Raw genomic sequence first — 13,801 nt, 5'->3', positions numbered from 1 at the left:
CAAATCCGCCCGTAGATTGATCTCTGCGGGCGGATTTTTCAACTTTCTCAGAACAGCTGGGCCTGAAAGCCCAATCGACTACTTCGAGATCAGGCAGGTGCCGCCAGCGGCGCGATAGCGCGTGCAGATGGCCGCGGCCTCATCCTTCGAGCCGGCGACGACACGGACGCGATAGTAGGTGCCCTTGCCGGCGATATCGGCCTTGCGGATCTCCAGCGGATGATTGCCGATGACGCTGGCGAACTTGACCTTGAGGTTCGCCTGCGACTTCTGAGCGTCGGCTTCGGTCGGCAAGGATGCGATCTGGACGCCGTAGGCGCCGCCACCTGCAGCGGAGGTCGCAGCCGGAGCTGCCGCCGGGCTAGCCGATGCGACCTGCTTCGGCTGAGCCTTGGGCTGAGCTTGGGCTTCCTGGGCCGGAGCTGCCGTATTGGCCTTGGCGGTCGGCTCGGGGCGTGCCGTCGGAACCGGGTTCGTCTTGACGACGCGGATCGGCGTGCTTTCGGCGCTGGCAGCATCGGCGTTATCCGACGGGGCTGCTGCCTGGGCATTTGCCTGAGACGGGCGCGGATTGGTCGATGCGACCTGATTGTTCGCCGGCTTGGCGGCTGCGGTCGTCGTATCGGCGACCGGCTCGTCGCGCGGCACCAACGAGCCATCCGGCTTGACGATCATCGTGCGTACCTTGCGCGGAGAGACCGATGGCACCTGATCGTCATTGTTGGCCGCGACATTGGTGTTTCCACCATTCTGGTTCGGCAGCAGGCGCGGATCTTCGGTTTCACCGACCGGCGTCGACGTGACCTGATCGCCGTCGCTGTCATCTGGAGATACGGCTTCGGGGATCAGCGTCTTCTGGACGACATCAACCGGCTGCTCGTTGGAGGAGACAAGCTCCTTCTGCTTGGGCGCCGCGGTACCATCGCCGGCAACGCGGTCGTAGACGGCCTTGTCCTGATTCGGAACGACGGTGCCGCCCGGATTTTCCGGAGCGACCTTTATCGGATCGCTGTCGGCCGCGATCACGCGCGGCTCGCCGGAGAAGCTGGAGATCGGAGCGCCGTGACGGATCCAACTGTAGGCGCCATAGGCACCGACGCCGAGAACCGCGATGACAGCAGCAGTCGTCACCATGCCGCGCACGGAGCGAACCGGCCGACGGCTACCCGCAGCCGGGTTCAACGTCATCCTGGCGACATTCTCGACCGGATTGGAGGCTTCGCGATAGCTGCGGCGGAAGTCCTCTTCCAGCGCACGCTCAAACTCGTCGAACTCCTCGATCGGCTGCTTTGCGACGGGTGCAGCAGACTGGGCAACCGCATTCTTCGACCAGGACGCCGCGACGGCGGCACCGCCAAGTGCGGCGGCGACGGCCGGCTTGATCGGCTCGGGTGCTGCTTCCTTGGCCGGAGTGCCCAGTAGAGTTGCCATTTCCGAATCGAGATCGAAATCAAATTCCGACGGAACCGCAATCGGCTCCTCCGGCTCGATCGCCGGCAGATGCGGAACATGCGAACCCTCGAAGGTTTCGACACGATCCTCCGTCTCGGCGATTTCCGTGGGATCGAATGGCAAAGGCAGATCGGCTTCGAATACCGGCGCCGCCTTGCTCGCGGCAGGTACGACGCTTGCAGTTGGCGCAACCGGTTCTGAGGCAGCCTGCATCGGCTGCGGTACCGCAGCGGCAATCATTGGGGCGGAGGGCACCGGAGCAGCAGATGCAGGCGCAACGGGCGTTGCGCGGGAAAGGATCGGCTCTGCGATCGGAGCGGCCGGAGCGGCCGGAGCCGGCTGCCATGCGGCGGGAGACTTTTCAGCTTCGGCGAAATCGAGACCGGCGAGCTCCATTTCAATATCAGCCAGATCGAATTCGAAGTCCTGACCGGCGAAGGGGTCTTCCGCACCAAAGGTAATCGGCTTCGGCTCTTCATGCCTTGCTGCAGCCGCAGGCAACTCTGCAGGCTCAGAAAACGAGACACCGAAATCGCCGAAATCCGGCTCTTCCTTCGCTGCAGGCGTATTGGCCCTCGGCGGAACCGGATAGCGATTCACGTCGGCCAGCAAAGCATCGATCTCAGCGGAAAGCGCAGCCGGATCGGCCTTCACGACCTTTGGCGGCTCGGGCGCCTGGAAGACGGTCGAAGCCGGCTGGGATGCGGAGGCCTGCGGGGCAACCTCCGAAGCGCGCGGAAGCTCGACAGGATCAAACGCCTCGAAATCAAGCGCACCATCGAACAGCGCTTCATCGGACGTGGTTTTCGGCGCCGGCTGGGCAACAGCAGGCGCTGCAGCCGGCGTGAACTGCTCACGCGAGGCAGCGGGCGTTGCCAGGGTAAAGTTGGCAAGCGGCAGCCGTATAGTGGCGGCGGCGGATTGCGGCGTCGGCTTCAGCACCGGAGCAGCCGGCTGCGGCTCGACAGGCGCGGCCTTCTGTGTCGGCTGCAGAACCGGCGCAATCGACATTTCCAGCTCGTCGATCAGATCGCGAGCGCCGATCGTCGGCTTCACCGGAGCAGCAACCTGCGGAGCAGGCTCTTCAAGCTTCGGCTCGGGAAAAGTTGGCTCGACAAAAGTCGGCTCGGCCCGCACAGGCTCGGCGGAATGCACAACCTCGTCATGGCTCGGCGACGACACCTGTTCCGCCGGAGCGGCGATGTCATTTGCCGGACTCATTCGCGGCGTATCGTAGCGTTCGAATTCGCGAAGAAGTTCGTCTTCCAGGTTGAAGGCCGGCTCCTGCCGCTGAGCCGCAGGAGTTGCCTGAGCAGCGGGGCGCGGCTCAAAACCCACGATACGAGCGAGTTCTGCGAGCGGATCATCATCCGCAAAGAACTCGTCGTTTCCGCTTGCGCGATACGCCAACTGTTTTTCTGCCATCACCCGTTCCACTCGCAAACACTACAGTTAATGCCAGCGCAATGTGGGTAAATGGTGACGTTTATCGCATTTCGTCCGGTGCTGCGGTCCCGGTTATACCAAGACCCGACTTCAAAACCGACGCGACAGCGTACACCAGCCCAAGTCTGGCAATGCTCAATTCTCGGTTCTTATCGTTAACAAAACGTAATTCCGGTAAATCTTTACCTTTATTCCAGTGTCCATGGAAGGAACTGGCCAAATCGTAAAGATAAAAAGCGATGCGATGCGGCTCTTGAGACTGTGCTGCAGCTTCGATGATTCGCGGGAATTCCGCAATCTTTGCAACCAACTGCAATTCAGCCGGATCGGAGATCGCGCCAACGACCGCCTTAGACAGATCTAGCGAGGCGATATCGAGGTCCGGGAAGGCTTCCTTGGCCTGACGGAAGACGGACATGCAGCGGGCATGCGCGTATTGCACATAGAAGACCGGGTTGTCCTTCGACTGCTCGGTGACCTTGGCGAAATCGAAGTCCAGGGGCTCGGAATTCTTCCGGTAAAGCATCATGAAGCGCACCGAATCGCGGCCGACTTCATCGACGACTTCACGCAGCGTGACGAAATCGCCCGAGCGCTTCGACATCTTCACCGGCTCACCGTTTCGATACAGCTTGACGAGCTGGCACAGAAGCACCGTCAGCTTTGCCGCGCCATCGGAAACGCCGCGAGCAACCGCTTCAAGCCGCTTGACGTAGCCGCCATGGTCAGCGCCGAGAATGTAGATCATCTCGTTGAAGCCGCGATCGAACTTGTTCTTGAAGTAAGCAACGTCGGCGGCAAAGTAAGTATAGGAGCCGTCAGACTTGATCAGCGGGCGGTCGATATCGTCGCCGACCTCGGTCGAGCGGAACAGCGTCTGTTCGCGATCCTCCCAGTCTTCCGGCAACTGCCCCTTCGGCGGCGGCAGCGCGCCCTTGTAGACATAGCCCTTGAAGGTCAGGTCATTGATCGCGGTGCGGATGAGTGCCGCACCGTTGGCATGCAAGGTGCGCTCGGAGAAGAAGACGTCGTGATGGACGTTCAGCGCCTCCAGATCCTCCTTGATCATCGCCATCATCGCGTCGATGGCGCGTTCCTTGATGATCGGAAGCCATTGATCTTCCGGCATGCCGCGCAGCTTGGTGCCGAATTCCTTGGCGAGCGCCTCGCCGACCGGGACCAGATAGTCGCCCGGATAGAGGCCCGGCGGGATCTCGCCAACCTGCTCGCCAAGCGCCTCGCGATAGCGAATGAAAACGGAGCGCGCCAGCACGTCGATCTGCGAGCCGGCGTCGTTGATATAGTATTCCTTAGTGACCTCATAGCCGGAGAAGGCCAGCAGGTTTGCCAATGCATCACCAACCACGGCGCCGCGGCAATGGCCGACATGCATCGGCCCGGTTGGGTTGGCCGAGACATATTCAACATTGACCTTCTGCCCCTCGCCGAGCCTGGAACGACCGAACTTCTCGCCCTCGGAGACCATCGTCGACAGCAGCCGCTGCCAGTAGCCGACCGAAAGACGGATATTGATGAAGCCGGGACCGGCGACCGAAACCTCGGCGACGTCGACATCTTCCTTCAGCTTGGCGACGATGATTTCAGCAAGCGCACGCGGATTCGTGCCCAACGGCTTGGACAGAACCATGGCCGCATTGGTGGCGACATCGCCATGGCTGGCGTCTCGCGGTGGCTCCACGCCGATACGTCCGAAGTCAACTTCAGATCGCTTTTCCCGCACAATATCAATTTGTTCGAGAGCGTTCTTAATTCTTACTTCGAAGTCGGTGAAAAGGTTCATGATATCGTCCATGCATTAGCTTCGTCGGACCGCTATCGGCCCGACGCCGCCGCTGCCTACCGCAAATCGGGAGTCTGGTCAAACAGGCGCTTGTGGGCGCTGATGGCGTAAGTGTCCGTCATGCCGGCCAGATAGTCGCCGACATGCCTTGCCTTGGGGGCGATTGCGAGCCCGGCGATATGATCCACCCAGTAATGGCTCTGCATCTCCCTGGGATTTTCCATATAGGCGTGAAAAAGGTCGGTGACGATCCGCGCCGCGCCCGCACGGATACGCATGATGTCAGGGTGACGGTAGATGCGCTTGAACAGCATCTGCTTGATCAGCCTATCGGTTTCAGCCATGTCCGACGAAAACGTCGCGATGATCCGACCGGCGGCACGGATGTCAGCCACATTGCCCGGTCTGATTTCGGCTAGCGCCTGCTGCGAGACGGCGATGACATCTTCCACCATGCGAGTGATCTGCCGGCGCATGATCTCGTGCGTGAAGCGGCTCGGCTCCAGATGCGGGTAGCGCGCCCTCACCTCGGCCATCAGCCTGGAAAGGAACGGCACTTCCTCCAGCATGTCGAACGTCAGATAGCCGGAACGCAGGCCATCGTCGATATCGTGCGTGTTGTAGGCGATATCATCGGCGATCGCGGCGACCTGCGCCTCCAGGCTGGCAAAGGATGCGATTTCAAGATCGTGGATCTCACAGTAATCGAGGATGGGTTGCGGCACCGGGCCGCGAGTACCCTTGCCGTCGGGCGTCATCAGCGGACCATTATGCTTGACCAGGCCTTCAAGCGTCTCCCAGGTCAGATTGAGCCCGTCGAAATCGGCGTAGCGACGCTCGAGCTTGGTGACGATGCGCAGCGATTGCGCGTTGTGATCGAAGCCGCCATAGGGCAACAGCACCTCGTGCAGCGCATCCTCGCCGGTGTGACCGAAGGGCGTGTGGCCGAAATCGTGGACAAGAGCCACGCCCTCCGCCAGATCCTCGTCCAACTTCAGGGCTCGCGCCAGGGCGCGGGCAATCTGGGCAACCTCGATCGTATGCGTCAGCCGGGTACGATAGTGATCGCCGTCCTGGGCGATGAAGACCTGAGTCTTGTGCTTCAGCCGGCGGAAAGCGGTGGTATGGACGATCCGATCGCGGTCGCGCTGGAATTCGGAGCGCGTCGGGCTCGATCCTTCCTCGTAGAGCCTTCCACGCGACTCCCAGGGATTCGTTGCATAGACTGCCTTTTCCCCATATCCGAAACCCAATGCATGCGTGTCAATCGTCATTATCAATCCATTCCGGCATTTGGCTCCCGCACCGCCCTCGGCGCAACAGTCGTTTCCCTGCAGTCGGCCCCCGGTCCTGCCCGGCTATCCGCGCTCTGGCCCGCTCTTCGTACATCCCGGCCCATTGACGCCGCTTTGCGGCCTTCATACCTATAGACAAGAAAACAGCAAAATGGTGTGTGGCTCAACCATGAAACCATAGCTGTCACCGGCCTGACTTTCATGATAAAGGCTACGGATATCAGCCGTTTGAAAGTTTGACGGCTTATTGGTTCTCTCCGGATCTTGACCCCGGCAGGAGGAAAGCATGACTGAAACAAGTGTTACCCTATCGGATGCCGCGGCCAAGCGAATCGCTGCTATCGTCGGTGCGGAAACCGGCAAGCGGGCATTGCGCGTTGCTGTCGAAGGCGGCGGCTGCTCGGGCTTTTCCTATAAATTCGACCTCGTGGAAGGTCCCGAAGATGACGATGTCGTCGTCGAAAAGAACAATGCCACCGTGCTGATCGACCAACTATCTCTGGTTTACATGGCAGGCTCGGAGATCGATTTCGTCGACAATCTCCTCGGGCAATCCTTTCAGATAAAGAATCCGAATGCCGTCGCAAGCTGCGGATGCGGAACCAGTTTCGCGATCTGATCCCTGTCCCTTTTTCCACAATTTGATGACCGGCCGGGAGCCTTCGCTCCGGGCCGGTTTTCATATGGGCTGTAGTCAAGCCGATCGGCTGCAGATACAACAGGGCGAAGCAAAGGAATGAGCCGCCCATGAAAATCGCGACCTGGAACATCAACGGCGTCAAAGCGCGTATCGAGAATCTCTGCCAGTGGCTGAAGGACTCGAATCCGGACATCGTCTGCCTGCAGGAAATCAAGACGGTCGACGAAGGTTTTCCGCGTCTGGAGATCGAAGCGCTCGGCTATCACGTCGAAACGCATGGACAAAAGGGCTTCAACGGCGTTGCGATTCTCTCAAAAACCAAGCCGGATGAGGTGACTCGCGGTTTGCCGGGTGACGATAGCGACGAACAGGCCCGCTTCATCGAGGCAGTGTTCTCCGTTGAAGGACACGGCGCCTTGCGTGTCTGCTGCCTCTATCTGCCGAACGGCAATCCGGTCGATACGGAAAAATACCCCTATAAGCTCGCCTGGATGGAGCGCCTGCGCAAGTTCGCATCGGCCCGCCTCGCATTGGAAGAGCCCCTGATCCTCGCCGGCGACTACAACGTCATCCCCGAGCCACACGACTGCTTCGACCCGAGGGTCTGGGAGAGCGACGCTCTCTTCCTGCCGCAGACACGCCAAGCTTTCCGCCAGCTCGAACATCTCGGCTTTACCGATGCCGTACGCGCGACGACGGATGCGATCAAGCTTTACTCGTTCTGGGATTATCAGGCTGGCGCATGGCCGAAAAACAACGGCATTCGCATCGACCATCTGATGCTGTCGCCCGAGGCTGCCGATCGCCTTACCGCGACGGCAATCGAGAAACATGTGCGCGCCTGGGAAAAGCCGTCGGATCACGTGCCCGTTGTCGCCCACTTGGATTTCAGCAACTAGTCGTCGATCCTGACCAGGAAGGGCTGCGCTCATCCCTGCCGGATGGAAGCTCGATTGCGGTGCCGATCAATCGGAGCCGGCAACGTCAAGCTGATGGGCCATGGAGACCGCCACACGGCGGTCATTCTCGTTGGCGATGGAGAAGGCCTGCTCCTGCATGTCTTCCATCCAGCTACAATCCTTCGGCTTGCACTTGTCGAGTGCGGCGGTCATGAAGGCCAGGCCGCGGATCGATTGGCCTTCCTGGAACAGGATATTGCCGAAAACGGCCATGGCGCCCGGATGGCCGCTCTTGCGCGCCTGATTCAGCCACTTCTTGGCCTGCTGAACATTGGCGGCACCGCCCTCGCCGGATAGCATCATCTGCGCCAGCTGGAACTGCGCTTCTGGAACGCCGAAGGTCGATGCCACCTGGAAATAGAGCTGACGGGCCTGGTTGAGGTCAATCTTCACCGGGCTGTTGGGGATGCCGGTCTTGTAGTAGCTCGCGAGCGCCAGAAGCGCATTGATGAAGAAGCCGGTATCTTCCGAACCTGGCTCCACACCCTGCTGGGCGATCTCGCTATAGATCTTGAAGGCCTCGAAATCATTCTGCGCAACGCCGTCGCCATCGGCATACATATTGGCCAAGGCCCAGCGTGAGCCAGTATGACCCTTTTCGGCGGCGTAGCGATAGGCTTCGACCGCCTCTTCCTTCTGCCCGTTCTTGTAGGCCTTGAAGCCGAACTTGAAGAGATCGAACGGACCCGATTCCTTGGTGACACCGGCATTGATATCGAATGCCCTGGCTTGACCCGCCAGCACCACCGCAGTGGCAAGGGACAGGCTGAGCATCATGACTCTCGCTGATATGAACTCGGACTTAAACATAACAGTCGATTTCTTTCGCTCCATTCGGACCTGTCACGGCACTGGCACAAACGCCGTCAGTTTCACGAATGTTTTCCCTGATGGCGCACGAGACTGGATCGTCCTTCGAGAAGGCGGTTCCTGTGGCATCCAACCGATGCTGTTTGCCACAATTGCGAGCATAGCTTGCAATTATGTCCAAACCAGCATTTGTGCGGCCGCTATCGCATCCCACCATCGAAGGAGCGCTCTCACCCGCCTTCCGATGATGGAGCCCAAAGATCGGTCGGCTGACCACTTCCCTTGGCAGACAACGAGTTTTCGGCGGCATCAGAAGCATCACGGCTCCGACCCCGAATTGTTGCTTATGCCAAAGTGGAAGTTCACCCATCGACCGCTTACGCACTTTCTACAAAGCTTGCCCCTGTACCCACGTAATCGCTGCTCCCCATTTGTGGCGGGAAATGGACAAATTGTAATCTGATCACGTGGCTGCAATGTCTTGAAATGGAGTGTTGCTAATTCGTCACAAAGATTTTATCGGACTTGAGATTTCTTTAACCATAAATCAGGCAAAAGACGCGGTTTGCGCTTCGCTTTTTGCCGATCAGACAAAGAAACGTCGCGAGACTTGGAAGAGCCCGCGACGTTGATGACAAGGTGAAGGAACAGTCAATAAGCTCCTTCAATTCAATGGCTTATCGTCAGAAGCTGACTTTTACCGATGTCTGAAGAGCAGCGACCAAATCGTTACCGAAGCTATAGGTCGCATCATTGCCATAGACGACACCGCCGCGTGTGACCGGGCCGGATTTGCCCGATGTCATGAGGCCGAGAGCGCCGCCGAAATTGAACTGAACATGCTCTGTCGCCTTGTAGGCCACGCCCGCGCCGAGGGTCCATGTATCGGAATTCATGCCATAGCCATCACTCGTACCGCGATCCCAGGTCAGGCTGACGGCGCCGCTCCATTTGTCATTGAACTTGTGTCCGACACCGCCGGTGATCGTCCAGCCGTCCCTGTACAGCAAGTCAAGCGAGGTGAGCTCGGTGGGGCCGTTGGCCCGGCAGGATATGCTGCGGGTGGAGCTCGGGCAGAGAGCGATGCTCTGCAGGATGCTCCAGTTCGTCCACTTGACCGAACCGAAGGCGAGCCAGTCCGGCGCAATACCGGTCTGCACCTTCCACTCCAGGGAATCAGGAGCATCGGCCGAGCCGAAAACAGACGTTACCTTGCCACCGAAGCCGGGGACAACAGGCGGCGGCACTTCGGTCAGGTCGACGCTACCCTTCAGGTTGTCGTATTTGACCCGGCTGTTGTAGACGAGGCTCGTGCGGAAGGCATATTCCGGAATTTCATAGGCGATACCGGCGCGCCAGCCCCAGCCGTGACCATCGATGTCAAGCGAACCCATGCCGTTGTAAATGGCAGAAATCGGAGCTGGAGTGGCGTAAACGAGACGTGACTTGTAACCGCTGACTTCCTGATAGAAGCCGCCACCGATCAGGCGCAGCTGCCCCGGACCCGCATCGAACTTGTACGAGCAAGTGGCCGAATAGTTGTTCGTGCGCACCTTGACTTCAGTTTCGTTATTGGCGCCCGCCCAGTTTGAACCTTCGTTGAGGTGACCGCCGAACGGCTGCGAATAATCGGCCATGCAGTCAAGGTCGTCGGTGATGCCGATCTTGAAGGCGGCATAAGGAATAGCGTAATTTTCCGATGCGTCCGTCGAACGGCTGCGGTTATTGAGATTGCCGTCAGCGGGATTGATGTCCTTGGCGTTCTTCAGCTTGCGATCCGGCATGACATAGGTGACGCCTGACTCGAAAACGTAACGGCCCTTGTCGAAGAGCAGATCGATATCATAGCCGCCACGATCAAGGCCGCCCGCAAAGGCAGCGCTGGCGAAAGACGAGCTGATAACGAGTGTAAGTGCGCCCCTCAGCGCAACAGAAAATGCCATTGTATCTCCCCCACAGGTGCATTCATTGGTTTGATTGTTGCGATGATCACGTGAATTGGCAATGTGGCGCATAAGAGCACAGGTCATGTAAGAGAGTGATTGATTTACGTAAGAAAACGAACCCCGCCTCTGAAAATCTATCAGTGTAGGTAATTTTTTCTTTCGAAATAGCATTTTCGGCCCCTGATAGATTCTCATTCTTCACAGCAACAATTCTGTTACAATATGACAACAGTTTTGCTTTTCGAGCGTGTCCAACAGCTTTAGGGGTAATCTGTTTCGCCTGTGCGAAACTGGCGGCGGATCTGGGGCGTTAGATCCAGCCAATCCCCCTCGAATCGAGGAATAAACAAAAAGGCACGCGGCGGATACCGCGTGCCTTTTTCGATCCCAGATCTCTACTTTTCTAAAGCGAATCGCGATTTCTCAGCTTCGCTTCTTGGGCTTTTCACCTTTGATCGCGCACATGCCGCGGCCGCTGAACCACGGCATGGTTTTGCGCGATATGCCTTAGCCGGCTTCACTCACCCGGGCCAGTGCAACCTTGAGGCTCGACTGCTGCCCCTCGAGCTCGCCGAGGCGCTCGCGCTCGGCAGCGACCACGTCCGGATTGGCATTGGCAACGAACTTCTCGTTCGAAAGCTTGCCGGCAATGCGGGCGATCTCCTGATCGTTCTTGACAATCGCCTTTTCGAGACGCGCTTTCTCGGCGGAGAGATCGATGAGGCTGCCAAGCGGCAGGCAGACGGTCGCCTCGCCGACGACGATCTGAGCGGCACCCTTCGGTGCAGTATCCGCAAGCGAAATCGCTTCCACACGCGCCAGCCGCTTGATGGCGGCGTCATGACGGAACAGGCGCTCGCGCGTCAGGCTATTGGCATCGACAACGACCAATGGCGCCGTTGCGGCCGGCGGCACGTTCATTTCAGAGCGAACGGAGCGAATGCCGGAGACCAGATCGATCAACCAATTGATTTCATCGGCGGCGACATTGTCGGCATAGGACGGCGCCGGCCAATCCGCGTGGCAGATCAGGCCTTCGCGCTCCTGGCCCTCGCCTGCCGTGTGCGCCCAAAGCTCCTCGGTCATGAAGGGCATGAACGGATGCAGGAGCTTGTAGGTCTCTTCGAGAACATAGGCCGCACAGGACTGAGCTTCTGCCTTAGCATTCTCGTCTTCGCCGCCGAAGATCGGCTTCAGCAGCTCAAGATACCAGTCGCAGAACTGGTTCCAGATGAAGCGGTAGAGAGCGCCTGCCGCATCATTGAAGCGGAAGCTTTCCAGCGCTTCGGTGACGTCGCGCTCCGCACGTGCCAGCTCCGTCAGGATCCAGCGGTTGACGGTAAGCTCGGCGGCTTCTGGCACGAAATGCGGATCGCTCTTGGCGCCGTTCATCTCGGCAAATCGCGTGGCGTTCCAAAGCTTGGTGCCGAAGTTGCGATAGCCGGCGATGCGGGCGGGATCGAGCTTCACGTCGCGACCCTGCGCCGCCATGATCGCCAGCGTGAAGCGGAGCGAGTCGGCACCGTATTGGTCGATCAGCTCGAGCGGGTCGATGACGTTGCCCTTGGACTTCGACATCTTCTGCCCGTTCTTGTCGCGCACCAGGGCGTGAATATAGACCGTGCTGAACGGTTCGACGGGATTGCCGTTCTCATCCTTCATGAAGTGCAGGCCCATCTGCATCATGCGAACGACCCAGAACGGGATGATGTCGAAGCCGGTAACGAGGAGATTCGTCGGATAGTAGCGCGCCAGTTCCGGCGTCTCATCCGGCCAGCCGAGCGTCGAGAACGGCCAGAGTGCGGACGAGAACCAGGTGTCCAGCACGTCTTCGTCGCGCGTCAGAATTTCGCCGGGCTTGAAGTTCTCCAGCAGATCTTCGACGTAGGCCTTCATCGGCCCTTCATGCGAAAGATAATGCTGGATCGCCGCCTGCAGTGCCTCTTCCTCGGTCTTTTCGACAAAGACCTGACCATCCGGTCCATACCACGCCGGGATCTGATGGCCCCACCAAAGCTGGCGGGAAATGCACCACGGCTCGATGTTTTCAAGCCAGTTGAAATAGGTGTTTTCCCAGTTCCTGGGGACGAACTTGGTTCTTCCTTCGCGGACGGATTCCAGCGCGGGTTGTCCCAAGGTCTTGTTGTCGACGAACCACTGCTCGGTCAGGCGTGGCTCGATCGGCACGCCGCCGCGGTCGCCATGCGGTACGGCATGCGTATGCGGCTCGATCTTGTCGAGCAGGCCCGCCTCTTCGAAGATGCGCACGATGATCTTGCGCGCCTCCGAGCGGTCCTTGCCTTCCAGCTCGTCCCAGGCGCCATGCAGCGCCGCGGGATTATCGAGGCCCTCGAGGAAATCCTCGTTCTCCTTGATATTGATGGAGGCATCGACGTTCATGACGTTGATGGCACGCAGTCCCGTTCGCTTGCCGACTTCGAAGTCGTTGAAATCATGCGCAGGGGTGATCTTCACCGCGCCAGTGCCGGCGGTCGGATCGGCATAGGAATCGGCGACGATCGGAATGCGACGACCGACGATCGGCAAAATGACATGCTTGCCGACGATGCCACGATAGCGTTCGTCTTCCGGATTGACAGCAATGCCGGTATCGCCGAGCATCGTTTCCGGTCGCGTCGTCGCGACAACGATGTAATCGCGCGTCTCGAATTCGGTCGGCTTGCCTTCCTCATCGAAAGCGACCGGATATTGATAGGTAACGCCGGGCTCCAACGGATAGCGCAGGTGCCAGAGATTGCCCTTCACCTCATGCTGCTCGACCTCCATGTCGGAGATTGCCGTCAGCAGCTTCGGATCCCAATTGACGAGGCGCTTGTCCTTGTAGATCAGGCCTTCCTTGTAGAGTGTGACGAAGACTTCGAGAACGGCTTTGGACAGGCCCTCATCCATCGTGAAGCGCTCGCGCGACCAGTCGCAGGAGGCGCCGAGGCGCTTCAGCTGATTGAAGATCAAGCCGCCCGATTCAGCTTTCCATTCCCAGATCTTCTCGATGAAGGCCTCGCGGCCCATCTTGCGGCGATCCGGCTGCTGGCGCTCGGCAAGACGACGCTCGACGACCATCTGCGTGGCGATGCCGGCATGGTCCATGCCCGGCTGCCAGAGAACGTCCTTGCCGCGCATGCGCTCGAACCGCACCATGATATCCTGCAGCGTGTTGTTCAGCGCATGACCCATGTGCAGCGAACCGGTCACGTTCGGCGGCGGGATGACGATGGTGAAGGTTTCCGCGCCGGGCTTGGCGTTCGCGCCGGCGCGAAAGGCGTCGGCCTCATCCCATTTTTGGGCGATCTTCGGTTCGACGGTGGCGGAATCATATGTTTTGTCGAGCATTTTATGACCGGATCTAGAGGACTGGATGATGCGGGTTGTAAATAGGATGGCCGTGGGCAAGTCAATAAAAAAGCCGCCCCGGAGCCCGGAGCGGCATATCG

Annotated in this window: 8 protein-coding genes; 2 read left to right on the top strand and 6 right to left on the bottom strand. The window is 59.2% G+C overall.

Going from position 1 to position 13,801, the window contains the following annotated elements; genetic code table 11:
* Positions 1-78: 78 nt before the first annotated feature.
* The 3 genes from GA0061100_RS09655 to GA0061100_RS09645 all read right to left on the bottom strand — a co-directional run bounded on the left by GA0061100_RS09655 (position 79) and on the right by GA0061100_RS09645 (position 5,973).
* The gene (locus tag GA0061100_RS09655; protein WP_075852451.1) at positions 79-2,877 is read right to left on the bottom strand and encodes an SPOR domain-containing protein; all 2,799 of its coding nucleotides are present in this window, start codon (positions 2,875-2,877) and stop codon (positions 79-81) included.
* Between the two features lie 61 nt (positions 2,878-2,938).
* Positions 2,939-4,699, bottom strand: a complete 1,761-nt coding sequence (gene argS, locus GA0061100_RS09650; protein ID WP_075852661.1) for an arginine--tRNA ligase — start codon at positions 4,697-4,699, stop codon at positions 2,939-2,941.
* Between the two features lie 56 nt (positions 4,700-4,755).
* Positions 4,756-5,973: a deoxyguanosinetriphosphate triphosphohydrolase gene (locus tag GA0061100_RS09645; protein ID WP_075852450.1), complete on the bottom strand. Its 1,218-nt coding sequence runs from the start codon at positions 5,971-5,973 to the stop codon at positions 4,756-4,758.
* Positions 5,974-6,280: 307 nt separating this feature from the next.
* Here GA0061100_RS09645 and erpA point away from each other — a divergent pair, with 307 nt between their 5' ends.
* Positions 6,281-6,613, top strand: a complete 333-nt coding sequence (erpA, locus tag GA0061100_RS09640) for an iron-sulfur cluster insertion protein ErpA (protein WP_075852449.1) — start codon at positions 6,281-6,283, stop codon at positions 6,611-6,613.
* 128 nt (positions 6,614-6,741) lie between these two features.
* Positions 6,742-7,533 (top strand): exodeoxyribonuclease III, encoded by a 792-nt coding sequence (gene xth, locus GA0061100_RS09635; protein WP_075852448.1) that lies wholly within the window; start codon positions 6,742-6,744, stop codon positions 7,531-7,533.
* Positions 7,534-7,599: 66 nt separating this feature from the next.
* On the opposite strand, the gene exoR is transcribed toward xth, so the two are convergent.
* The 3 genes from exoR to GA0061100_RS09620 all read right to left on the bottom strand — a co-directional run bounded on the left by exoR (position 7,600) and on the right by GA0061100_RS09620 (position 13,700).
* Positions 7,600-8,403, bottom strand: coding sequence for an exopolysaccharide production regulator ExoR (gene exoR / locus GA0061100_RS09630; RefSeq protein ID WP_075852447.1), 804 nt, complete (start codon positions 8,401-8,403; stop codon positions 7,600-7,602).
* A 683-nt stretch (positions 8,404-9,086) separates the two neighbouring features.
* On the bottom strand, positions 9,087-10,346 hold the full coding sequence (locus GA0061100_RS09625) for an OmpP1/FadL family transporter (protein WP_075852446.1): 1,260 nt from the start codon (positions 10,344-10,346) through the stop codon (positions 9,087-9,089).
* 510 nt (positions 10,347-10,856) lie between these two features.
* A complete protein-coding gene (locus tag GA0061100_RS09620; RefSeq protein WP_075852445.1) occupies positions 10,857-13,700 on the bottom strand; it encodes a valine--tRNA ligase in 2,844 nt (947 codons plus the stop codon).
* Between the last annotated feature and the right edge of the window lie 101 nt (positions 13,701-13,801).

Origin of the sequence: Martinezella hainanensis (assembly GCF_900094555.1) — a bacterium.
Taxonomy (GTDB): domain Bacteria; phylum Pseudomonadota; class Alphaproteobacteria; order Rhizobiales; family Rhizobiaceae; genus Rhizobium; species Rhizobium hainanense.
This window is presented reverse-complemented; position numbering and strand designations above follow the sequence as displayed.

What these genes read in the sequence shown, in the direction of transcription:
- GA0061100_RS09655 (WP_075852451.1), bottom strand. Translation starts at nt 2,877, where the DNA reads ATGGCAGAAAAACAGTTGGCGTATCGCGCAAGCGGAAACGACGAGTTC.
- GA0061100_RS09625 (WP_075852446.1), bottom strand. Translation starts at nt 10,346, where the DNA reads ATGGCATTTTCTGTTGCGCTGAGGGGCGCACTTACACTCGTTATCAGC.
- argS (WP_075852661.1), bottom strand. Translation starts at nt 4,699, where the DNA reads ATGAACCTTTTCACCGACTTCGAAGTAAGAATTAAGAACGCTCTCGAA.
- erpA (WP_075852449.1), top strand. Translation starts at nt 6,281, where the DNA reads ATGACTGAAACAAGTGTTACCCTATCGGATGCCGCGGCCAAGCGAATC.
- GA0061100_RS09620 (WP_075852445.1), bottom strand. Translation starts at nt 13,700, where the DNA reads ATGCTCGACAAAACATATGATTCCGCCACCGTCGAACCGAAGATCGCC.
- xth (WP_075852448.1), top strand. Translation starts at nt 6,742, where the DNA reads ATGAAAATCGCGACCTGGAACATCAACGGCGTCAAAGCGCGTATCGAG.
- GA0061100_RS09645 (WP_075852450.1), bottom strand. Translation starts at nt 5,973, where the DNA reads ATGACGATTGACACGCATGCATTGGGTTTCGGATATGGGGAAAAGGCA.
- exoR (WP_075852447.1), bottom strand. Translation starts at nt 8,403, where the DNA reads ATGTTTAAGTCCGAGTTCATATCAGCGAGAGTCATGATGCTCAGCCTG.